The organism is Pseudoalteromonas sp. NBT06-2 (assembly GCF_002276045.1).
In the GTDB taxonomy this organism is placed as follows: Bacteria; Pseudomonadota; Gammaproteobacteria; order Enterobacterales; family Alteromonadaceae; genus Pseudoalteromonas.
The window spans coordinates 47,566-69,720 of record NZ_NQMR01000037.1 but is presented as its reverse complement, the minus strand read 5'-3'; the positions used below and the strand labels follow the sequence as shown (position 1 = coordinate 69,720).

The following is a 22,155-nucleotide window of genomic DNA, read 5'->3' as shown; positions in this document are numbered from 1 at the left end:
GAAGTGGCTTGGGTATATACCCGAAAATCAAAGGGATACCCCGACCAACGAACCGTTAAATCTAATGTGGTGCTTTTATCTTGTAACCGGAGGTCTTTGAGTTTGTAGCCCTCTGATTTGTGTATTCTATTCCCATGGAAACCATAAACTGCTTCAATCGTCGGATTGATACTGCAAAGCGCTTGCGTAATGGTATATCCGCCTTGTTTATCAATATCGATTATTTTATCTCGATCAAAATACCCTGCGTCGGTCAGTAGCTATTTATTTTTCAGTGATGCGGCATGAGGAGCATGTAGTCTTTCTGGTGCAGTATCGGATCCGACAGAAAGTAACAATTTTTGTGGATTAATTTGCCGATGCCGCTTGATAAAATTTCTCTCTCTAGCAAGAGCGAAAAGCTTTTTGAGTTCAAAAACGGCATTGATTTTTTCTGTTAACGTTGTAAGGTTCATTGTCTTCGTGTCTTTTATCATTAGTTTTGGCGAACCAATGAGATCATAAATCAGGCACGAAGACACCTTTTAAATTATTAAGATCCTACATCCTACCCAAGCTATAAAACCTGTATGTCCAAGTAGCACGGGGATATCTCGAATAAAAAGGAGGAAATTACCACCCTAGTAGAATAACATTGTTGATTTTTAATTAGTGTTATTCACCACACCATCTTTTTTAAGCATTGCTATGCTTGTAGCATTAAATCCAAGTTGGCTGAGTATCTCGTTACTATCGGCACCAACTTCAGCACCGACTTGCTGATATTTTGATTGATAATTTGAAAATTTAATTGGATTACTTAGTTGCTTTTGTAGACTATTCTGTTTATCTGGTACCTCAATAATCATGTTTCTAGCAATTAATTGAGGATGGTTACTGGCCTCTTTAAGATCTAATACTGGCTCAACACATAAATCCAAACCTGTAAATATATCTTGCCACTGAGTAAAAGATTTTGTCTTAAAAGCCTGCGTAAAGCTGTCTTTTATCTCTTTCTGCGCTGAGGTTTTATTGGCGAGTGGTATCAAATCGTCTAAATTTAGCAATTTACACAAATCATTAAAAAACTTCGGCTCTATACTTCCAATAGACATATACCGTCCATCGCTAGTTTGATAATAATCATAAAAAGTCCCGCCATTAAGTAAATTTGATTCAGCATTTGTCGCATTGTTGCTAGCCAATGTTTCAGGCATACCTATCACATTTAAAGCAAAAGCACAATCAGTCATACTTATATCAATGAATTGACCTTGTCCCGTTTTTTGACGGTGATGTAAAGCTGTTAATATACCAATAACACTATGCAGTGAGCCTCCTGCTACATCCGCTATTTGTACCCCTTGCGGAACCGGAGCTTGTTTTTTTCTTTTTGAATAACTGCTAATCCCAGAAATTGAAAGATAATTTAGATCATGTCCTGCACGATTTTTATATGGACCTGTTTGGCCATAACCAGTAATTGCACAATAGATTATGCTTGGATTTATTTCTTTTAGTTTTTCATAACCAATGCCTAATCTATTCATAACGCCAGGTCTGAATTGTTCAAGTACGACATCATATTTTTTGACAAGCTCTTTGATGATTTCAATAGCCTCAAGTTTCTTCAAATCGAGAGAAATTGATTTTTTTGAACGATTTAAATATTGATGTGCAGCCGACGACTCTCCCACTTTTGGCGTCATTTCACGTAATAAATCAGTACGAGTTGAAGACTCAACACGTAACACTTCTGCGCCTAAATCAGCAAGCATCATTGAAGCATATGGCCCTGGTAGTAAGGTTGAAAAATCTAATATTCTAATATCACTAAGCATGGAGAGAACCTTATAAAAACATAGGATTAGTTATAGTCCCCAATGGGGGGAGTTTTACCTAGGTTCCATCCGAATGGAACCATCTAGTCGAATAACTTCTCCATTGAGATAGCTGTTGGTAATTATATGTGACGCTAAATCAGTGCTTAGGGTTTTATAGCACTTCGAGTAAAGGGTCACGGACTTAATTACTTAATCTTTCTATCATCGTCATATCGAAAATGTCAGGGGCAATTGTCATGATACGGATGCCAAGCGAGGCTAAAACTTATCGCTGCTACCCCTACTCTACTTACGATATAAACTGCTTGACCTATTTGACCATTGAATGCTGCAACTGATGCCGTATTAATAACATCACGCTAATTTTTAACGTCTGATTCGCTTTTTCGCCATTTGTTCTGCGGCTAAACGCAGTACATTAAAGCTTCCTGCTAAGTTTATATTTATAACTTGAGCGAATCGGTTTAAAGCTAAAGCACCACCTGTTACGATGATGACTTTTTTATTTAAATTTTTAAATTAGCTATTAGAAGTAGAGGCATGTTAAGGCCTCTCTCTTAATTTATGCAGGATATTCAACGATATTATTTTACCATGCTTAAGAAGGTGTTTTTTCAGTAATCACATTAACCGGTGTAAGACTAAAAGGTTTTTGAATTGCAGGATTATGTTCTACTATCTCATCGTATTTTAGATGCCAGATTTTTATATAATTATAAAATGGGGCATTCGGATAAAGGTGATGAATAAGATGATAGTTTTGATAAAGCATAATAGGTGTTAAAAGCCATTCGAAACCAAGTCTAGTTGTTGTCGCATGATAAGGGTTTTCATCAGTCGAAGTTATTCCAGGATAATGGGGTAAAAACACAAATACAAAAGCTATCATTGTCAGCGCTATACGTGAAGGTAAGAACCAGTAAAAAAGTACTTCCATTCCGTAGCCCAAATAGGTCAACGTTGTAATTATAGCTGCAAAAATGCTAACCGAAATAACCAGCGGTATTGCATGGCGTTTTCTTTGTTCTCCACCATCTCTAAAAAAGATATACATGTAGTTCATATCAAAGTTAGCCCAGCGTAAAGGCATGGTCCACCATTTACCATGATGAATAAAGTGGTCAGGATCCTTTGGACCGTTGGTAAATCTATGGTGTTGTAAATGAGCCCAACGTGCAATTTCATAAGGGGCTGCAGGTACAAGTATCGACATGGATACACGACCTAGAAATGAATTGATAGGGGCTATACTAGAAAGACAGCGATGCATAGATTCGTGTGCTATAGAAAAAAGTAAATAGATTCCGAATCCATTTATCACAGTCGCAGCCCATAATGGTATTTCACCTGAAATGGACAAATACGTGCCACCTGCTACAATAGTCACACCAAATACGAATAGAAAAAATGCTGGTAATGAAAAGATAGGACTTCTTTTAAGTTTTTGAAAATAGTCATCTTTACTAAGTATATGTGATTTTTCTACTGTTGTATTCATAGTTTTTACTCTCTATGTTTATAATAATTTTATTTAGATAAAGTTAGTAATTTACTTACGTTACTAACAAACGATATTGTGCTGCGTAATATTCATGTTCTAACCTCGATATGACATCTTGAGTTGAAAGAAGCTCTTTGACAGCACCTATTCCATGACCACAAGCCCATATATCCTTCCAGACTTTTACAGAAGTAGCTTTATTATCGACACCAAAGTTCATTTTTGACGGATCACTTTCTGGTAAATCTTTAGGATTTAGGCCAGCAGCTTCTATGGAAGGACTTAGGTAATTGGCGTGGATACCAGAGAATAAATTAGTGTAAATAATATCTGAAGACGAATGTTCAATTACCGCTTGTTTATATTCATTGGTTGCATTTGCCTCCTTAGTGGCTATAAAGGTTGACCCCATATAAGCCATATCTGCTCCCATTGCTTGAGCGGCTAGTATTGAATTACCTGTAGCAATGGAACCAGATAATAATAAAGGTCCTTCGAACCACTCTCTAATTTCTTGTATAAGGGCAAAAGGAGATGTCGTGCCTGCATGACCTCCTGCGCCAGCGGCAACAGCAATAAGTCCATCTACGCCTTTAGATACCGCTTTTTTTGCAAAATCGTTACTGATCACATCGTGGAAAACTAATCCACCATATGAATGTATTGTATCAATGACGAATTTCTTGCACCCCAGTGACGTAATTACAATGGGTACTTTGTATTTAACGCACAAAGCTAGATCGTGTTCTAACCGATCATTGGAGCTATGGACTATTTGATTTACAGCGAAGGGAGCCGCACGTCTTTCAGGATCTGATGCATTGTGTTTTTCCAGTTCACTGCTAATTTTCTCTAACCAAACTTCAAACTCTTCAGCAGGTCGGGCATTGAGAGCAGGAAAAGACCCTACGATTCCCATTTTGCATTGAGCAATAACTAGGTCTGGATTTGAAAGAATAAACATTGGTGCTGCTATAACAGGTAGAGATATGTTGTCTGATAATAAAATAGGCAATGTCATACTAATTACTTCCTAAATGAAAATTAAATTTGAGCTAATTCGTGTAAATATAATTAAGCTTCGTTAATGCTTTTCTCTAACATACCACGTATAGCATCGTTATAAGGAGGTCGTATAAATCCGGCTATTTCCTCAAAAGGTGTTTGTGTATAAACCCCTTTTAAATGAGAAAATTCAATAAATCCTTCAATACCGTGATAGCACCCCATGCCACTAGCACCGACACCACCGAACGGTAGTTGATCACAAATCACTTGCACAACAACATCGTTGACAGTCATGCCACCCGATAATATATTGTCACGCAATAATGCTTTGTTCGTCTCATTTTCGCCAAAATAATAAAGCGCTAAGGGGTGATCTTTTGTATGCAAATACTCGATAACTTCATCAAATTGGTTGTAAGTTTTTAACGGAAGTAGGGGGCCAAAAATCTCATCTTTCATCACTGCTGTTTCATCCGATGGATTTACTAGTACTCGTGGTAATAGCTTCCGATTTACTGATTCATCATAATTTTCGTCTGCTGGGTTGAATGTTACAATTTTTACACCTTTTTCATTTGCGTCATCAAGTAGGTTTTGTATTCGACGAAAATGCTTCTGGTTAACGATTGAGGTATAGTCAGGATTATTTTCAATTGTAGGGTATAAACTTTTGACCGCCTTTTCTAACTCGATGAGTAAAGCAGGCAATATTTCTTCTGGTACAAATGCGTAATCTGGACATACACAAACTTGTCCTGAATTAAATAGTTTTCCAGTTATGATACGTAAAGCAACAACACATAAGTCAGTACATTTATCAATTATTACCGGAGATTTACCACCCAGCTCCAAAGTGACAGGTGTAAGATTATCAGCAGCAGCTCGCATTACATGTCGACCATTATCCGTTGAACCTGTAAAGACTATGTGATCGAAAGGTAGTTTAGTAAATTTATCTGAAACATTATTGCCCGATATGACTGTAACCTCTGTTGGGTCGAAAAATGCAGCAATCATTTCGCCAATTAATTCTGCGGTTTTAGGTGTTACAGAAGAAGGTTTAATCATTGCTCTATTACCAGCCGCTAATACGCAAACTAATGGCGCAATGACTAAATGTATAGGAAAATTCCAAGGGCCTATAATACCGACAATCCCTTTGGGCATAAAACGTATCTGGGCAGTAGCTCCAGCTTCTGAACCGGGTGACATTGCTTTACGCTGCTCAGGAGACATCCATTGCTCTACATTAACAATGGCATCTTTAGCGTGCTCTATTGTTGCATAAATTTCAGCCAAAAGCGTTAACTCTTCTGGGCGAGTGCCAAAATCTTCTGCAACAACCTTACAAATTTGATGTTCGTATTTCTTGAGCATTGCCATTAAACGATCAAGTCGGCTAATTCGGGTTTTTAAATCTGGATAACCAGCCTTTTTAAAAGATTCTTGCTGTTGGCTAAGCAACATGTACATGCTATTTTGATCAACTGTTACACTCATATCAATTGCACCCATTAGTTATATCATTAAAAGAATTGTCTCTGTGGAACAATAAGTTCATTTCATCTAATAGTGCTTACTCATGAGTCTAATGGAAACCAACGAAAGTTTGTTTTGTAAACCCATTATCCAAACTGCTTTAGATATGATTCATTGCTTTCCAATAATAAGCCTTTCGTATACTGTATATCACAGCTAGCGTATTTTAAGCTCAGATTTTAACTGGGTAAGCGATAATCATTGCCTAGCCCTGCCATCTTATTTTTCTCGCCAAACTCGCTGATTTAATTGTGCCTTGTTAAAATGACGCCATCGCTTTGGTGGTAAATTAACGTCGTGCGGTCTTACCATCAATGGCGATGATATATTGTTCCTGTGGTTTCAATCAGTGACAACACTCAGGATTAGAATAAATGCTCTACCCGTCGAATTTCAACCGGAAAATGACACGAGCAATAGTGTTCAGTAAAATATCGATAAGCTCATGCTTTTACAACGCTCAATACGAAGATCTGTTATTGAATTAAAGTGTTTCAGGAAAGTCGCGCTCATAAAAGTTAGCAAGGGAATTATTATGCTTTGATCTGAACGCAATTTATTACATAAGAAAAATTTACTTTTAAGCAGACGCACTCAATGAATACATTATTAAAAACAATCTGCCTTTGCGCATTAGCTACAACAAGTTTGATTTCGACAAAGGTATTGTCTAATACACAAGTTATCCATGCAGGCTCTATTTTACCCACTACAGGTAAACCGCCTTTAAAGAATCAAACCCTATACCCAAGCCACTTCAAGATGTGAGGTTCAGGACTGCCGAGCAATTCATGATCTAGGCGCATCTTTGCATTAATGGTTACTCCCTTAAAAAAAGATGAAACAACGAGCATTATTTGCTCAGAAGTCCCTGTAAGGTTGGTTTATAAATAACCTGAATCTCGTTTAAGAAAATTGAACTAAATGCCCGTTCCGAGATCCGATCTTTCGACCAAGAACGATTGGATAAAAAAGGAACAGGCATGATTAAATTAGTTGAATTGTTTTGCGATGTCGATGATTTTTGCAAAGTATTTATACCTCAATGGGAAAAACAATTACTCGAAGATGGCACCCAAAAGCGTCAGCGAGCAGGACGTATGACAACCAGTGAAATAATGACTATTGTTATTAGTTTTCACATGTCACATCATCGTGATTTTAAAAATTACTACCTTGGTTATGTATCACTTATATACAAAAATGAATTCCCCAGCGTGGTAAAGGAACTATGGGGTGGTTTTATGGGTTCAAACTGCATTTAATCGTTAATCATCATGGGGAAATTGTTGCTGCGAAAGTGACAGCAGGAAATGTACATGATACTCAACCCGTGCGTGAGTTAGCGAGCTGCTTGACGGATAAATTATATGGTGACAAAGGGTATTTAAGTAAGGCTTTAGAAGCCGATTTGCTCGATAAAGGGGTGAAGCTCATTATGACGGTTCGCAAGAATATGAAAGCAAAAGCGATGTCATTATGGGATAGAGCAATGCTTTCAAAGCGCTTTATAATTGAAACAATTAATGACCAACTCAAGAACATATCCTTCATTGAACATTCGAGACACCGCAGTATGAATGGTTTTATGTTGAATCTAATGGCTGGATTGGTGGCTTATTCTTTAAAAGAAAATAAGCCAAGCCTTAATTTAACTGATGTAGAGCTTAACGCATTAGTTATCGCTTAAGCAGATCTCAGGTTAAATACTTTATGCAGCGTTATTTATTTTGAAAAGGGAATAACCATGTTCTTCAATCAATGCCTTGCCTAAAGTATTTCTAATACCAATACGAGTAAGTTAGTGATCAAATTTTAATAAGGATAAATTTTCAAGAACAAGGCGCTTGATTGAGTAATAGCAGGCTATTAGGATTGAAAGCAACGATGTTATTGGAATATTTAGTTCATTTAAATTGAGTATTTATTTATTCGTATTGGTATAATTCCAACTGAATCCTGCATCTTGAAGTGGTTTGGGTATAGTTATTACAGATGGCATCATCACAGAGATAAGAAAACGATTTATATTGACATAAACTTTAAAGAAAAACCCGCTGACTAGCGGGTTTTTTATGATATATGTGATAAATAAATTAGTGTGTATTAATACCTTTATCTGCTAAGTCAATTGTTGCAGACACTACATTTGGTAAGTTTTGTAGTTGCTCTACAAGTGGTAATAAATTGGCTTTATCACCAGACTTTAAGATATAAAAGTTTTTATAAGCTTGTTTAATTGTCAGATTGTTATCTTTACTGAATTTTTCTAAATCAACATCACCAGCAAGTTTAACAATAATTTCACCTGTTACATCATAAGCAGTAAAGCCATCGGTGCTATTGACTACTTCACCAATCACTAAACTTGGGATCTCAATATCTGTAGAAAATGACTGTTTATTAAGGCTTTGTGTTGCTTTTTGTTGATATACAACACCATTAATCATTACCTGTTTTTGCGCTAACTTAAGTGCTTCAACAGGCGTAATTGACAACTTAGATAAATCAGCAACACTGGGTTGTGAAGCTAAAACAGATGTACTTAAAAAGCTACTTGCTAAAATTAATAATTTCATGGTTACAACTCCTAATTAATGACCAAATATACGAATAGACCAGTCTTTTAATACACCAGCAACTTCATTATTTTGGCTATTAAAACCAATTAAACCAATTTGTTGGTTGTACCCTAACGTATAGCTAGTGCCTTTATCTGTATCTAATACTTTTATGATCCAATCTCCCTTAGCTTGTTCACCATAAAAATGTGTATTTAGCATGACAGCATCTGTATAACCACCGTCATTACCACCTAATAAACCAGTACGTGCACTCATAAGTATACTACGAGTACCTGAGGGTGAGATAAGTTCTATTGATAAATCACGTAAACGACTGTGATCAATATTTAACTTCACTTGAACAGACTCAACAGTAAGTTCTGTTTCATTAGAAATAATACTCTGTGCTCCAGTCAACGATGCATCAGGAATTTCTACATTAGCGGTAGCAGTTTGCCAAGGTGTGATTTGTTGCTCTGGTAAGGAAACACCTGTAAACAACGCTTTATAAACTGCTGCATCAACATCAACAGCACCTAAACCGTAAAAGTGATGATAATTGTAACCCGCTGCATTTTTTTGCCATGCAGGAACAGCATCATAACTAACGACTTCACCAGTCGCATCTTCAAAAGAAAGTGCAATACCCGCATTATCAGCATCTGTTTTACGCGCAGTTGTAGCAAGTAAATGACGGACAGTACGCGCATCTAATGCATGATTAGCAGACATGACTGTCGCAATTGCGCCAGCAGTATTTGGTGCTGCAGATGAAGTACCATTCATAGTACCGTTATAATCACAATTTGGATCTAATTCAGAACCACCGTGTAATGCATTTACATGCTCACCTGAAACATTAAAGCCACTGTCACAGCCCATTAAATCAACAGTAACCATCGCTGGAGCATTTTGACCGTATTCTCCACCCGGTGCTGTTAGAAAGACACTTGAACCAACAGAAGAATAAGATGATAACTTACCTTCAGCATTGCTAGCAGATACAACTAAGTTCCAGTAATTATTATTGTCAGCACTTATATTCGCGCTATGAAATGGTAAACCATTATTGTTAAAGAACTGACCACCTTCATATGGTAATACTAAAATCGGTAAACCTTGATAATATGCATTATATGAGCCGAAAGAATTACCAGCTGACTTAACATAAACAGCACCTCGGCCCCAATGACTGTTTTCTGTGATATCTTGCATTACCAAGTTTTGTACTTCTGAAAAAGGATTCGCTACGTAATCAAGTGCTTGTGGCACAGCTGGCGTACTACCGTAACTTTGGTTAAATACACGCGGATCAGTAAAACGGTCTAATTGACGAAAGTCTTCTGATAAACCATGTGATACCAACCAAGCCGACACAGTTTGATTTGAAAGGAAGTTAAAACCAATTAAACTTGCTAAAGGTGCTACACCACGACCGCCAATACCATTTTCTTCAGTCGCAGCAATTAAACCAGCAACTGATGTACCATGACCATGCGTATCAGTAGGAGAATCAGAACCATCACCTAAATTCACAGAACCAGACACTACATTAGCAACTAAATCTGGATGTGCAATTTCAACACCTGTATCAATGACAGATACCGTTACACCAAGTCCTTTAATACCCATTAGATTTGAAAAATCAACATTTAGGTCATTACCAGCAATACCTGATGATCTTGAAAAGCCTGCTTGGCCTGTATTTTTTATGTGCCATTGCTGAGACGTAAGTGGATCACCTGCTGCTAACACAAAAGTAGAATCTGTTATATCAGCAAACACATTTGCACTACACAGTGCAATTGTTGTCGCTAGTAACGTTTTTTTAAAAGCCATAATTTCCCCTGAAATTCTATTTGTAATTTTGTTCCGCTACAGGAACAAATACCATTAAACCGTGTTAACAAGATGATGTAAATGTTGTTTTTTTGTTATTTAAAATATCAAAATGTAAACTTTTAAATACAAGAATTAATGAAGCAAAAAACACATTCACCAGTAACTAACTGTTTTTAAATAAATTAAATTGCAAATATAAAGACAGCGCTGTCAAAAAATCAATGTAAACTTAATAATTATCAAAGATTGATGTACTGTATCTAGCTCACTGTTTTATATGGATAAATTATGACTTTCCTTATTTTAATAACTAATTGATATATCTATTTAAATTTATATATAACGATTTAATTTATTTTTAGATTAAGCCACTATGCTTTACAGCCAAAGCAAAATAAGTGTTATAAATTGATTTTTAGGTCATTGATTACGTTTTAAAGTTTATATCAAGCAATATTCATTGAATGGGTTCATTTTTAATAATTCATCATAAATAACAGCAAATTTATCGCATATTGATTCATAAACTTTTAACAACTGATACAGTGGAATAATAATAATTAATAAAATTTACTTTTAAGCAGGCGCACTCAATGAATACATTATTAAAAACAATCTGCCTTGGCGCATTAGCCACAACAAGTTTGATTTCGACAAAGGTATTGTCTAATACACAAGTTATCCATGCAGGCTCTATTTTACCCATTCCAGGTAAGCCGCCTTTAAAGAATCAAACCCTAGTTATTACAGATGGCATTATCACAGAAATAAGAAAAGGATTTGTTAATCCACAAGAAATCGCAAAAAATGCGACTTTAATCGATTTATCTTCTCATTTTGTTTTACCCGGTTTAATGGATATGCATGTTCATTTACAAGGAGAATTCAGTCCTAAAAATGATAGTGAAAAACTCAGAATGTCAGATGCCGATAAACTTGTTAAAAGTGCTTATTTTGCTAAAAAAACCCTTATGGCTGGCTTTACTACAGTGCGTGATTTAGGTGGTAGCCCAGAGCAAAGTTTTGCTTTAAGAGATGATATTAAAAAAGGTTTTTTGCAAGGCCCAAGAATAATAGCCGCGGGCAGTAATGTAGCTGTAACGGGAGGCCATGGTGATGTAGATGGTATGCGCCCTGATTTATTAGATATGCACACAGCACAAACGATTTGTGATGGTCCATATGATTGTCGTCGTGCTACTCGTCGCGCAATAAAATATGGTGCAGATGTTATCAAAATCACGTCTACTGGAGGTGTATTATCTGATACCAATACAGGAACAGGACAGCAAATGGCTGATGATGAATTAACTGAAGTTGTCAATGCAGCTCATGCATTAGGACGAAAAGTAGCCAGTCATGCCCATGCTGCAACAGGGATCAATGCCGCATTACGCGCTGGTGTAGATAGTATTGAACATGGTAGTTATGCCGATGAAGAAAGCATTAAACTTTTTAAACAAACTGGTGCTTATTTAGTACCAACATTAATGGCTGGTGATACTGTTGTGGATATGGCTAAAAATAGTAACTTTATGTCACCGGTTATTGCTGCAAAAGCAATTAGAGTAGGTGGTGATATGATTGCCAATTTTAAACGTTCAGTAAAAGCCGGTGTAAAAATAGCCTATGGTACAGATAGTGGAGTTTCTCGACATGGTAATAATGCCCGTGAAGCAGTATTAATGTACCAAACAGGTATGCAACCAAATGAAATAATAAAATCTGCAACAATCAATGCTGCAGATTTAATTGGTAAAAGTGATTCCTTAGGTACATTAGAAACAGGTAAAATTGCCGATATTATTGCCGTAGATAATAGCCCACTTGAAAATATTGAGGCCTTGTTAGACGTGGATTTTGTAATGAAGTCAGGACTAATTATTAAAAATAAATAACTTTAATGAAAAACTCAATTAAACTGAGTCTTCATACAAAGTAGATTAGTGAGATGAGTAAAAGCCTTCTATATACCCAAGCCACTTCAAGATGCAGGATTCAGAGCTTAGGTATAGAATTATTACTATATCCAATCCCTTTAATTATTGCGAAACCATTGCGCAGTAATATCAATTATATTAATTAAGTGATCTAATATAAACTGAGATAAATTTTGCGATTTAAGAGGCATAGATAAAGTTACACAAAGTCGCATGACCATATATTTACTAGGCTTAGACCTGCCGTTTTCGAAAAAACTAAGATGCTTAATTGAGATATTTAAAAGGATCATAAAATGAATTATTCAATAAAAGGCCTAGTTGGGCTATTAATCGCTTTTATATTTTTTACTATTTATATCGCTCCTAACTGCAGAAAATCCAATATGGCTCGAGGCACAACCAATGATAACTGAAGTTTCCAGCTTGCAATTTCATATTATAGTGAATATCTATATTATGGTTCTGCTGTTTTGCATTTGATTAGTTAAAGATTGCCGGGAGATGGGGTTCTCAATAAAAATACAGTTTATATTTGTTTGGTTGTCAATGTCACTTATCTCAATAGGTGTCATGTTATATTTAATATACCGCAGCGTTAAATTTAAATGCATTGAGGTAAATTAAATGTTTTTCAGCCTATGACTTTTATTACTATTGATCATCTCTCATAAATTGCCAAATCGATATTTTTATTAGGTATAAAGCACCTATATAAAAAACTTATGCACAGAAACGGTGGGTAACTTTTGTATAACTAGTATAAAACAGCGAGTTTTATAAATAAGTACAAGAACATTGTTTAAAAGGGGTGTTTATGTTGGCCACCAATGACTTGAACAAAACAATAATGATGGAAAAGTGCTAAGCCTAAATAAATCACAGCAAAGTGCAGAAAATGTTTTAGATTTCTCAATATAGCCGGTTCAATATAAAATGGCATAGTCAAGGAGCTCAAAAAATAGTTCGTCAAGCTCGCAACACTTAGTTCTTCTAATTGATTTTACATGCGCCCATTTTTGCTCAATTGGATTTAAGTCAGGGTTATAGGGAGGTAAAAATTCGCAAGTAATACCAATAAGTTAGAGAACAAATTTTAATAAGGATAAATTTTCAAGAACAAGGCGCTTGATTGAGTAATAGGAGGCTATTAGGATTGAAAGCAACGATGTTATTGGAATATTTAGTTCATTTAAATTGAGTAATATTTATTTGTATTGGTATAAATCCATATTCGTTAATTGCATCAAGCATATCGTTGCGTTTATGAAAAGAGGCATTATCCATAATAATAACAGCGTCTTTAGGCACCTTTGGCAGTAAGTATTGAGTCAATCAAGCATAGAACACTTCGAAATTGACATAGCATGCAAAAACACTCAAAGTTAAGAATAGACCACCGACAATAGCACCAATGATAGTCACTCGGTCTTTTACTTGCCAATCATGCATGCCATAACAACGAAAACCTTTTTTTGAATCGCCATGAGTGCGCGGCATACATTGTGTAAAACCACTCTCATCAAGATAAACAATGTCTTTTCTATCCTCTTCATAACACGCAATCCGACGCTAAAAATTTAATTGCTCTTCTTCGTCAGTTTTTGGGTGTTTTAGTGTTTATTTTAAAGGTGATGTTAGTTCGTTTCAGAGCGTAATGAATAGCAGGTTGGAAACTCCTAAGCGTTTAGCTCTCTCCCATTGATAATCATCTCGAGAGATTGCACATCTTTTTCTAAAGCTTGCATATCCACTTTTGTTGTAGCTTTTTGCCGATTAATACAAGGCGTAATGTTATTAGCCCAAAGAAATAGCGTTCTGAGGCTAGCATTAAAATGCTCACTGGTTTTTTCAAAAGTGAACTCATTTATTTCTTTGTAAGCCAAAACACGTTGGCGAAAATCTAAACTATATCCCATACATTATGCCATATTATTTTTATTTAGTTATAGTTCTGGCTTTTTAACATTCTGACTTTATTTGGAAAAGTAAAAAAGCATTGAAGCTCTACTGATATTTTTGACGTACTGCTTAATAGCTTATGCTGTATTGAAATAAAATCAAAAGAGAGTTAAAAGCTTAATCAGTATATTTTTACAATTTTAAATGAATTATTATTAATTATATGAGTAACCCCACCAGAAAATTTGCTATTAATACTTTGAATAATAATAGTTATTTTTAACTAATCACTTTAATTAAACGCTGAGACAAAATTTTATAAGTAACACTCAATCTATTTGGAAGCGCAGCCAAAAACAGTTATTATGATGGCAATTATTAAGTATTTTGGAAATAAACAATGAATAAAGTGCTACCTTTTAAGCTGTATTCAAAGGGCTTCACTTTAATAGAACTTATCTTTATTATCGTTTTATTGGGGGTTTTGGCTACCACAGTCGCGCCCAAATACGTAAATCTAACAGGAGACGCGAAAACCGCAGTACTGAAAGGTGTTCAAAGCAGTCTAAACACTGGAATAAAATTGATACAAGCAAAAGCTATTATACATGGAAAATACAATAACTTAGGTGTAAATGAAACGGGAACAGAACTTGCTTTTGACGGTTTGACATTTACAATTTATAACCAAGGTATTCCACGAGAAATATGGCACAATGGCTTTGAGCAATTAATTAGTGGGGATTTTAATTACCTAGGCAGCGGATCAAGTCACATAACAACAACCTGTAGCGGTGCAGATTATTGTATTATAGACAACCTCACTGCGAATACTGTATTTCCAAGTAAAGGAGGTTATGGCATTTTTTTTATTGCTGACGGGCATAAACTTTCCGAAAAAAATTGCTTTGCATTTTACCATTTTGAAATTGATTCAGTAGGGCTATTAATCAATAAAGAGACTGGCTCGATAAGTTCTGGCTGTTAACTTAAAAAATATTCATACGTCAATTAAAATGCCGTATCATTGTTCAGCTATTCCACTAGTTTGTGTGCCTGCGGCACACTCTCTATTCTCCAGTAAGCACGAACATAGTCAGTAAAACTCTCATTAACATTGTGCTTAGCCAGCATAATAGCAGATTCAATTTCTAAAAGTTACAATAAAAATACAATACCCTTCCTTGTAAAGCCCCTTTACGGTTGGTTTAAGTGATTTCTTTCATTAATTGCCTAAGTGATTAATTTTAAAATTTATTTTCTAAAAAAAATCATGATTACCTAACAAATAAAATAACAAAAGTAACCTTAAGAATCTTTCACAATTAAAATGAAACATAATGAAATAAGCTTTGTATTTAAATATTGAATCAGTTATATATTCCCTATAAAATAAAAATAAACTCCAAATTAAAGCAGGTAGATAATTTTATGAGTACTCTAGACCGTCGCAGTTTTTTAAAATCAGTTGCCGCTTTATCTGCTGCAAGTGCTGTAGCGGGTTGTTCTTCAACTAACAATACAAGTGCAATTTTAACACCAAAGGCAAAAGGAAAATCTGTGATGGGCCTCGTAGTGCCTAAAATGGATGTTGTTCGTATTGGTTTTATTGGTGTTGGTCAACGTGGTAGTGGTCATGTAAAACATTACACTAATATAGAAGGTGTAGAGATCAAAGCTATTTGTGATATACATGTTGAAATGTTAGATAAGTCTATTGATTTTGTCGTTAACAAAGACCTACCTAAACCTGCTCGTTATACTGGTTCAGAGCATGCTTATCGTGAGATGCTAACTCGCCAAGATATTGATATGGTGATTATATCGACACCTTGGCAATGGCATACACCTATGTCTATTGAAACTATGGAAAGTGGCAAACATGCTTTTGTTGAAGTACCAGCAGCTACAACTATTGAAGAATGTTGGCAGTTAGTTGATACTGCAGAGCGAACGCAAAAGAACTGTATGATGATGGAGAATGTAAACTATGGCCGTGATGAGCTAATGGTTTTAAACATGGTTCGTCAGGGCTTATTTGGTGACCTACTTCACGGAGAAGCCGCTTACATTCACGAACTTCGCTGGCAAATGAAAGAAATTGATGAAAGCACAGGCTCATGGCGTACACATTGGCATACCAAGAAAAATGGTAACTTATATCCAACCCATGGTTTAGGCCCCGTATCACAATATATGAATATTAACCGTGGAGACCGCTTTGATTATGTTACTTCGGTAAGTTCACCAGCGCTAGGCCGTGCAGCTTACGCAAAGCGTGAATTCCCTGCAGATCACGAAAGAAACCAACTTGATTATATTACTGGTGATATGAATACCAGTATCATCAAAACAGTACAAGGCCGCAGTATTGTTGTACAACATGATACAACGAGTCCTCGCCCTTATTCCCGTCACAATTTGATTCAAGGTACTAACGGTACTTTTGCCGGTTTCCCTAACCGCATTGCAGTTGAAACACCACCACCTGCCATTAAAGCTATTTATGAAAATGAATATGCCACAACACTAGCACTTTGGGAAAAAGACGGCAGTAAAGGTCGCAAACCAAGAAAACCAAGCTTCCATGGTTGGGATCGTGATATGGAAAAATGGCGTGCACAATTTGATCATCCGATGTATGTTCGCATGGGTGAAGAAGCAAAACGTAACGGCGGACATGGCGGCATGGACTTCTTAATGTTATGGCGTATGGTGTACTGTTTACGTAATGGTGAGCCACTTGATCAAGATGTATACGACGCTGCTGCATGGTCTGCCATTTTCCCACTGAGCGTAGCTTCAGTTGAAGACCGTAGTAACTCTAAAAATATACCTGATTTTACACGTGATGTTTGGAAAACAGGTAAACCTTTAGGTATTGTTTCTTAAGCTAAATAATTTAGTTGTTTCATACCAATCCTATTGAATTATAGTTCAAATATCTATACCCAAACCACTTGATAATGCTTGTTTCAGAATTTATCAGGTGAGTTAGCACAAGGCACATCATGTTAAGAATGCTTATTGCCTTTCAAACTGATGTAACGTAGTGATTACTTACTTGATAAATTCCCTACGGGCAGGCTTTAAATGGTCAACTACCGCGTTATTTATTTTGATAAAGGAATAAGCATTACCTGCAATAAATGTCTTGTAATTGACCATTTAAACTCCCGCTGAAATCATGCATTTTAAAGTAGCTGGGTATATAAGGATAAATTTTCAATAACAAGGCGCTTGATTGACCGAGAATCTGCTATTGGGAATAAAAGTACAGGTTTATAGTTCCACACTAAACCTAAGTACCTACATCCATGTAGGCAATAAAGTTATTGTAATATTTAGACCATTGAGAATGAACGCATATTTGATGGAATTGGTATTATCAAAATCACAGGACTTTTTAATAAAAAAAGAAAAATTATAGGTATTAAAGGAGTGGGCATCTGGCAGTTATTAATAGTACTGGCTATTATCATTTGGTTACTTAATACTAAAAGATTAAATACGTAAAAAAATATTCATATTTAATCAAAATTCTGATTTCTTTTAATATTATATTGAGTCAATTTTTTATATAAATAAGTACGATCTATCACTAAGATTTTGCGACATGTGTAATATTGCCTTTATATTGCTTTAATTTTTTGATTAATAACTCTCGTTTCATAGTATGACAAGACTGAATTAAAGTGCCGAGGCGTAATTTAGCATCTTCAATTTCATCAGGGTTTAATACATCACCCACTTTTTGATAATATTTTTTTGTAATAAAATCACAGTCTGTTGTGCTATTTCCAGTACATTTAATATCATCAATAATTAATTTTGGCGGCTCAGCTTCGCTGGCTTGAACCTGAGTGCTATTGAAAGGTATTGTGAGTAATAAAAAAATCCCGACTAAGTACTTAAACGCCAAAGTGCGTATTTCCATTTTATCTATTCCTATTTTTTATTTTATATTCACTTTGGTTTTGCAAAGGTAATGCCAGTAGCAAAAAACACATTAGAATAGATTTAATTCATTGTTTTTATTTAATATATTTAATGTGAGGTGGGTAATGTGCCTGGAGTGTTGTCTAAAAACAACACTTTTATTTAAAATACGACAATTTAAAAATATTTATCAGACTAAGATTTAAGGCATTTTTTAATTAAAGTGATAACAATTGCACTAAAACAAGTCACAACAGTGAACTGTCCTAACATCAAAAGGCCAAGCTTAGGCCAAAAGTTAACTTCTTCAGTAAAAAGCGGATGCCAAATATAAATTAACGTTAAATTACCAGGAAATAGATACACTTTATAGCCAGGTAAAGGGCCGCCCCATAGATCCCATAAATTCCAACTGAGGGTAAATGCAATCAAACCTATAATAACAGCGATGATCCCAGCATACAGCGCAACCTTAAATGTAGTTGATTGCATCATGTGTTTTATTCTGTTATTCATATGACTTTACTGCCCAGTATATTTTTATAAATTGATCTTTCTCATTTTTTCACCCGTATAGTTTGTTGTTCTATTTTTAAAGTGAGTTGTTATGACTTCAGATAAATTAACTATTTTTTACGACGGTACATGTCCTTTATGTTGCGCTGAAATGGATAAACTCAAGCGTGATGACATTAATAATCAAATAAGCCTTATCAACCTACATAACAGCGATTTTGAACAACAGTATCAACATATAGATAAACAAGCAGCTTTGAAAATTCTTCACGGTGAGTACCAAGGAGGTATTTTAAAAGGATTAGACGTTACTCATAGAGCTTGGACAATTGTAGGTAAAGGATTATATGTTGCACCATTACAATGGCCAGTATTAAAACAAGCATCACACTTATGCTATTTAGTTATCGCGAAATACCGACAACCTATTTCTAGTTTTATTCATAAATTTTTTGTCGTTGGTTCAGCACATTGCGAAAAAGGAGTCTGTTATGACAACACTGATCATAGGCGCTAATAGTGAGATTGCCAAAGGTATCGCTATAAGTGTCAATCAAACCAATGAGCGTTTAATTATTATCTCACGTAATATTGAATTTTATAATGACAACATATTTAAAAATATTAAAATCATAGAGACCAGTAGTTATAATGAAAATCATAGAGAGGCTGCAGTGAAAGAATTAAATGTTGATGAGCTCTCACGGGTATTTATTTGCCACGGATTACTACATGACGACACGTCATATCCAGAAAAAAAGCTCTCTGAGTTTGACCCAACGAGTTTTTTAAATATTTTAAATGCCAATACGCTTACTCCATTACTGTGGTTAAAACATATAACAACGCAAATGAATCACAAAAATGAATGTAAATTTGTTTTTCTCAGTGCCCGTGTTGGCAGTATTAGTGATAATAAATTAGGCGGTTGGTATAGCTATCGCAGCTCTAAAGCGGCGCTTAATATGTTGCTTAAATCAGCTGCGATAGAACTAAAGAGAACGTTTAAAAATGTTAAGTTAATTGCTTTTCATCCAGGTACAACTGACTCACCTTTATCTAAGCCATTTCAAAAAAATGTACCTAAGGGAAAGCTTTTTACGCGAGACTTTGTCGCCGATGCGCTAATTGACATCACCAATAAAACTCAAATAGATGGCGAGCTTAGTTTTATTGATTGGCAAGGTGAAAAAATTGATTGGTAGTGATCAAGGCTTCAGCTATTGCCAGCCTATTTTCCATAAAGTTTTATCTTTTAAATTACGCCAATCAATATAGTATTCATTTAGATTCATAACGGCCTGAATAACACACTCTATAATTTTTTGGTCTTCATCAAAAAGTACTTTGGTGATCAAAAAGTGCTTTTCTTTATTTTTAACTTGAGTACTGGTCCATTTACTATGAAGTAAAGATTTAGGGCTTATATGATTCATCTGTGAAATCTCCAAATTCAACTTGATAAACATTTAAAGAAAAAGCTGCATTCGTTTTATGTGTCACTAAAAAACCCACTAGCTCTATTTCATTAGAATATACAGGTGATGCGGACGTAATAATTCGACCTCTAAAGCTGGCTTTAAAATCTGACAAGTTAAATGTATGAGTCTGTACTTTGCCCACTTTGGTTTCAAAGCTTGTTTTATAGGACACTCTATATCCGTTAACATTTTTAATTAAACGTATTTGATAGGTTTTACCATCACCTTTTGTCATGATACGTACAAAGTCAAAAAATGATTCGGTAGTATATGGAAAATAAGCACTACTAAAACCGCCATTATTTGCGGTAGATATTTGTCCGAAAAAGTGTAAATTATCACTTTCAGACGACACCATGCCACGTGACAGCCCCCCCCATTACTCCATCATTAATCACTTGCCAAGATTGATTATGTAAAGAATCTAAATCAACTATATCATGTGTTTGTGCTTTAGCCTGACCTAACATGTTACACAATAATCCTAATAAAATTAATTGTCTTATCATATGTTATCAGCCTCATAAGTTATCACTTTAATAAGAACAACAAAGCGACATATCTGTTCACTTTATTATAAAATAGAACCAGTGATTTATAATTCGATAGAAACGACTTGATTAGACGCCATTGAATCTGACATACCGCACATTTAATCGTATGCTGATTGTAAAATTAATTGCGCTGAAGAAATATTATGTTTACGCAAAATATCTTTTGCACTAGATAAAGAAAGGCACACTTGAATTGTGTTAAGCTCAGGCATTGCACCAAAATTGCCTTGTTCATCAGTCATACCCACTAAATAATGACTACCGTCTAAGGTACTTAGAATAGTTGTTTGATATGCCACCATTGCTTCCTTAAATTGAAAAACTATTGAGTAATACGAATCAAAAACACATTTGGGTTATTTTTTATCAAAGTTTTACTTTTGGGGAGTGCTAATTATTCTCAACTAATTTAAAAATACCTTGTCCATCTATACCTATATATAAATATCCATCAGGGCCTTGCTGAATATTGCGAACACGCGACAACTCATCTTTTATTATTTTTTGTCCTGTCACACTATTACCCTCTAACATTAACTGGGTTATGTGGCCGAACTTCAATGATCCAACTAATAAACTGCCTTTTAAACTAGGGTATTTATCACTAGTTACAAATACCATGCCAGAAGGTGCAATCGACGGGGTCCAATGCCATAGAGGCTGTTCCATGCCCTGCTTTTTAGTTAACTTGGTAAATTGAGAACCAGAATAATTCACGCCATAACTCACTAAAGGCCATCCATAATTTTTGCCTTTAATTATTAAATTAACTTCATCGCCACCTTTAGGACCATGTTCATGAGTCCAAATTTCACCTGTAATAGGATGTTTTGCCATACCTTGAGGGTTACGGTGACCCAGCGAAAAAATGGCCTGTTTAGCTAACTTATCATTTATAAAAGGATTACTATCTGGAATACGTCCATCATCATGTAATCGGTATATCTTTCCTGCGTCACGTTGTATATTTTGCGGATTGATATCTCTTTTCCCTCTATCACCGATTGAAAAATATAAAAAATCTTTATTATCAAAAGCTAACCTACCACCAAAATGTCTACCGCCAGAATTATATGCTTGCGCTTCATAAATAATATTTTGCTCAATTAATGCATTGCCTTTTAATTTGGCACGCATAATAGCGATATTTCTATTTTTTTTATTATCTTCTTTAGAAAATGAAAAATATACCCAAGATTTATTTTCATACTCAGGATGCAATATGATATCAAGCAAACCACCTTGGCCACCTGCAGCAATTTTTGGTAAGCCACTTATATTAATCGCTTTATCCGTTCCTTTTTTAAGAATTTTCAACTCACCAGAGCGCATAGTAATCAACATATCACCATTTGGTAACCAGACCATTCCCCAAGGAATACCATAATCAACTAATACAGACTGTGTAATAAATTGACTTTGAGCAGATATTTTTGAGGATTCTGCATGAACAGTTACAGAAGTGATAAAACATAAAATGAACACTTTAAAATAGTTTTTTATAAAATCAATCTGTTTAAAAATGATACTTTTATTAGACATATGA

Annotated in this window: 21 protein-coding genes and 1 pseudogene; 6 read left to right on the top strand and 16 right to left on the bottom strand. The window is 35.2% G+C overall.

All coding sequences use genetic code 11. The features are described from left to right. Positions 1 to 260: 260 nt before the first annotated feature. The 5 genes from CJF42_RS09845 to CJF42_RS09825 all read right to left on the bottom strand — a co-directional run bounded on the left by CJF42_RS09845 (position 261) and on the right by CJF42_RS09825 (position 5,832). Positions 261 to 476 (bottom strand): hypothetical protein, encoded by a 216-nt coding sequence (locus CJF42_RS09845; RefSeq protein ID WP_095366524.1) that lies wholly within the window; start codon positions 474 to 476, stop codon positions 261 to 263. Between the two features lie 168 nt (positions 477 to 644). Continuing rightward, positions 645 to 1,820, bottom strand: a complete 1,176-nt coding sequence (locus CJF42_RS09840; RefSeq protein WP_095366523.1) for a CaiB/BaiF CoA transferase family protein — start codon at positions 1,818 to 1,820, stop codon at positions 645 to 647. 601 nt (positions 1,821 to 2,421) lie between these two features. Continuing rightward, a complete protein-coding gene (locus CJF42_RS09835) occupies positions 2,422 to 3,321 on the bottom strand; it encodes a fatty acid desaturase (protein ID WP_095366522.1) in 900 nt (299 codons plus the stop codon). Between the two features lie 55 nt (positions 3,322 to 3,376). Then, complete coding sequence (locus tag CJF42_RS09830) at positions 3,377 to 4,243, bottom strand: NAD(P)H-dependent flavin oxidoreductase (RefSeq protein WP_252097575.1); 867 nt, start codon at positions 4,241 to 4,243, stop codon at positions 3,377 to 3,379. 155 nt (positions 4,244 to 4,398) lie between these two features. Further along, entirely contained in the window at positions 4,399 to 5,832 is a 1,434-nt protein-coding gene (locus CJF42_RS09825) for a coniferyl aldehyde dehydrogenase (protein WP_170940553.1), read from the bottom strand. Between the two features lie 1,022 nt (positions 5,833 to 6,854). On the opposite strand from CJF42_RS09825, the pseudogene CJF42_RS09815 reads away from it, so the two are divergent. Continuing rightward, positions 6,855 to 7,561, top strand: a pseudogene (locus tag CJF42_RS09815) (IS982 family transposase). A 406-nt stretch (positions 7,562 to 7,967) separates the two neighbouring features. Here the strand turns inward: CJF42_RS09815 and CJF42_RS09810 are convergent. Together CJF42_RS09810 and CJF42_RS09805 are read right to left on the bottom strand one after the other, a co-directional pair. Further along, positions 7,968 to 8,450, bottom strand: coding sequence for a serine protease external chaperone (locus tag CJF42_RS09810; RefSeq protein WP_095366519.1), 483 nt, complete (start codon positions 8,448 to 8,450; stop codon positions 7,968 to 7,970). A gap of 15 nt (positions 8,451 to 8,465) precedes the next feature. After that, positions 8,466 to 10,274 (bottom strand): S8 family serine peptidase, encoded by a 1,809-nt coding sequence (locus CJF42_RS09805; protein ID WP_095366518.1) that lies wholly within the window; start codon positions 10,272 to 10,274, stop codon positions 8,466 to 8,468. A gap of 596 nt (positions 10,275 to 10,870) precedes the next feature. Here CJF42_RS09805 and CJF42_RS09800 point away from each other — a divergent pair. Then, positions 10,871 to 12,175 (top strand): metal-dependent hydrolase family protein, encoded by a 1,305-nt coding sequence (locus tag CJF42_RS09800; RefSeq protein ID WP_095366517.1) that lies wholly within the window; start codon positions 10,871 to 10,873, stop codon positions 12,173 to 12,175. 968 nt (positions 12,176 to 13,143) lie between these two features. Here CJF42_RS09800 and CJF42_RS29280 read toward each other — a convergent pair. Both CJF42_RS29280 and CJF42_RS09795 read right to left on the bottom strand, forming a co-directional pair. Then, positions 13,144 to 13,290, bottom strand: a complete 147-nt coding sequence (locus tag CJF42_RS29280) for a hypothetical protein (RefSeq protein WP_353651679.1) — start codon at positions 13,288 to 13,290, stop codon at positions 13,144 to 13,146. A 606-nt stretch (positions 13,291 to 13,896) separates the two neighbouring features. Beyond that, positions 13,897 to 14,136 carry an IS630 transposase-related protein gene (locus CJF42_RS09795; protein ID WP_212668799.1) on the bottom strand — a complete coding sequence of 80 codons (240 nt, stop codon included), beginning with the start codon at positions 14,134 to 14,136 and terminating at the stop codon, positions 13,897 to 13,899. A 383-nt stretch (positions 14,137 to 14,519) separates the two neighbouring features. Between CJF42_RS09795 and CJF42_RS09790 the strand changes: the two genes are divergently transcribed. Further along, complete coding sequence (locus CJF42_RS09790; protein ID WP_095366516.1) at positions 14,520 to 15,107, top strand: pilus assembly FimT family protein; 588 nt, start codon at positions 14,520 to 14,522, stop codon at positions 15,105 to 15,107. Positions 15,108 to 15,550: 443 nt separating this feature from the next. Then, the gene (locus tag CJF42_RS09785; RefSeq protein ID WP_095366515.1) at positions 15,551 to 17,011 is read left to right on the top strand and encodes a Gfo/Idh/MocA family protein; all 1,461 of its coding nucleotides are present in this window, start codon (positions 15,551 to 15,553) and stop codon (positions 17,009 to 17,011) included. 709 nt (positions 17,012 to 17,720) lie between these two features. On the opposite strand, the gene CJF42_RS09780 is transcribed toward CJF42_RS09785, so the two are convergent. After that, positions 17,721 to 18,056, bottom strand: coding sequence for a hypothetical protein (locus tag CJF42_RS09780; RefSeq protein ID WP_095366514.1), 336 nt, complete (start codon positions 18,054 to 18,056; stop codon positions 17,721 to 17,723). A 197-nt stretch (positions 18,057 to 18,253) separates the two neighbouring features. Further along, complete coding sequence (locus CJF42_RS09775; RefSeq protein WP_141235528.1) at positions 18,254 to 18,574, bottom strand: hypothetical protein; 321 nt, start codon at positions 18,572 to 18,574, stop codon at positions 18,254 to 18,256. A gap of 91 nt (positions 18,575 to 18,665) precedes the next feature. Between CJF42_RS09775 and CJF42_RS09770 the strand changes: the two genes are divergently transcribed. Beyond that, a complete protein-coding gene (locus CJF42_RS09770) occupies positions 18,666 to 19,091 on the top strand; it encodes a thiol-disulfide oxidoreductase DCC family protein (protein WP_095366512.1) in 426 nt (141 codons plus the stop codon). Next, the gene (locus CJF42_RS09765; protein WP_095366511.1) at positions 19,066 to 19,779 is read left to right on the top strand and encodes an SDR family NAD(P)-dependent oxidoreductase; all 714 of its coding nucleotides are present in this window, start codon (positions 19,066 to 19,068) and stop codon (positions 19,777 to 19,779) included. The genes CJF42_RS09770 and CJF42_RS09765 overlap by 26 nt, the downstream gene beginning before the upstream one ends. Positions 19,780 to 19,794: 15 nt before the next feature. Here the strand turns inward: CJF42_RS09765 and CJF42_RS09760 are convergent, their stop codons facing one another. From CJF42_RS09760 to CJF42_RS09745, 5 genes are all read right to left on the bottom strand, one after another. Next, positions 19,795 to 20,010, bottom strand: coding sequence for a TIGR02450 family Trp-rich protein (locus CJF42_RS09760; protein WP_095366510.1), 216 nt, complete (start codon positions 20,008 to 20,010; stop codon positions 19,795 to 19,797). Then, on the bottom strand, positions 19,991 to 20,413 hold the full coding sequence (locus tag CJF42_RS09755) for a CIA30 family protein (RefSeq protein ID WP_095366509.1): 423 nt from the start codon (positions 20,411 to 20,413) through the stop codon (positions 19,991 to 19,993). The genes CJF42_RS09760 and CJF42_RS09755 overlap by 20 nt, the downstream gene beginning before the upstream one ends. Further along, complete coding sequence (locus CJF42_RS27385; RefSeq protein ID WP_170940552.1) at positions 20,400 to 20,564, bottom strand: hypothetical protein; 165 nt, start codon at positions 20,562 to 20,564, stop codon at positions 20,400 to 20,402. The genes CJF42_RS09755 and CJF42_RS27385 overlap by 14 nt, the downstream gene beginning before the upstream one ends. 143 nt (positions 20,565 to 20,707) lie before the next feature. Further along, on the bottom strand, positions 20,708 to 20,908 hold the full coding sequence (locus tag CJF42_RS09750; RefSeq protein ID WP_095366508.1) for a hypothetical protein: 201 nt from the start codon (positions 20,906 to 20,908) through the stop codon (positions 20,708 to 20,710). Between the two features lie 91 nt (positions 20,909 to 20,999). After that, on the bottom strand, positions 21,000 to 22,151 hold the full coding sequence (locus CJF42_RS09745) for a PQQ-dependent sugar dehydrogenase (RefSeq protein WP_095366507.1): 1,152 nt from the start codon (positions 22,149 to 22,151) through the stop codon (positions 21,000 to 21,002). Between the last annotated feature and the right edge of the window lie 4 nt (positions 22,152 to 22,155).

Excerpts from the sequence above, each read along its gene's own strand:
- CJF42_RS09825 (WP_170940553.1), bottom strand. The coding sequence starts at position 5,832 with ATGAGTGTAACAGTTGATCAAAATAGCATGTACATGTTGCTTAGCCAA.
- CJF42_RS09835 (WP_095366522.1), bottom strand. The coding sequence starts at position 3,321 with ATGAATACAACAGTAGAAAAATCACATATACTTAGTAAAGATGACTAT.
- CJF42_RS09800 (WP_095366517.1), top strand. The coding sequence starts at position 10,871 with ATGAATACATTATTAAAAACAATCTGCCTTGGCGCATTAGCCACAACA.
- CJF42_RS09830 (WP_252097575.1), bottom strand. The coding sequence starts at position 4,243 with ATGGGAATCGTAGGGTCTTTTCCTGCTCTCAATGCCCGACCTGCTGAA.
- CJF42_RS09795 (WP_212668799.1), bottom strand. The coding sequence starts at position 14,136 with ATGGGATATAGTTTAGATTTTCGCCAACGTGTTTTGGCTTACAAAGAA.
- CJF42_RS09810 (WP_095366519.1), bottom strand. The coding sequence starts at position 8,450 with ATGAAATTATTAATTTTAGCAAGTAGCTTTTTAAGTACATCTGTTTTA.
- CJF42_RS09755 (WP_095366509.1), bottom strand. The coding sequence starts at position 20,413 with ATGGTGTCGTCTGAAAGTGATAATTTACACTTTTTCGGACAAATATCT.
- CJF42_RS09775 (WP_141235528.1), bottom strand. The coding sequence starts at position 18,574 with ATGAATAACAGAATAAAACACATGATGCAATCAACTACATTTAAGGTT.
- CJF42_RS27385 (WP_170940552.1), bottom strand. The coding sequence starts at position 20,564 with ATGATAAGACAATTAATTTTATTAGGATTATTGTGTAACATGTTAGGT.
- CJF42_RS09745 (WP_095366507.1), bottom strand. The coding sequence starts at position 22,151 with ATGTCTAATAAAAGTATCATTTTTAAACAGATTGATTTTATAAAAAAC.
- CJF42_RS09770 (WP_095366512.1), top strand. The coding sequence starts at position 18,666 with ATGACTTCAGATAAATTAACTATTTTTTACGACGGTACATGTCCTTTA.
- CJF42_RS09785 (WP_095366515.1), top strand. The coding sequence starts at position 15,551 with ATGAGTACTCTAGACCGTCGCAGTTTTTTAAAATCAGTTGCCGCTTTA.
- CJF42_RS09760 (WP_095366510.1), bottom strand. The coding sequence starts at position 20,010 with ATGAATCATATAAGCCCTAAATCTTTACTTCATAGTAAATGGACCAGT.
- CJF42_RS09845 (WP_095366524.1), bottom strand. The coding sequence starts at position 476 with ATGATAAAAGACACGAAGACAATGAACCTTACAACGTTAACAGAAAAA.
- CJF42_RS09765 (WP_095366511.1), top strand. The coding sequence starts at position 19,066 with ATGACAACACTGATCATAGGCGCTAATAGTGAGATTGCCAAAGGTATC.
- CJF42_RS09790 (WP_095366516.1), top strand. The coding sequence starts at position 14,520 with ATGAATAAAGTGCTACCTTTTAAGCTGTATTCAAAGGGCTTCACTTTA.
- CJF42_RS09840 (WP_095366523.1), bottom strand. The coding sequence starts at position 1,820 with ATGCTTAGTGATATTAGAATATTAGATTTTTCAACCTTACTACCAGGG.
- CJF42_RS09780 (WP_095366514.1), bottom strand. The coding sequence starts at position 18,056 with ATGGAAATACGCACTTTGGCGTTTAAGTACTTAGTCGGGATTTTTTTA.
- CJF42_RS09805 (WP_095366518.1), bottom strand. The coding sequence starts at position 10,274 with ATGGCTTTTAAAAAAACGTTACTAGCGACAACAATTGCACTGTGTAGT.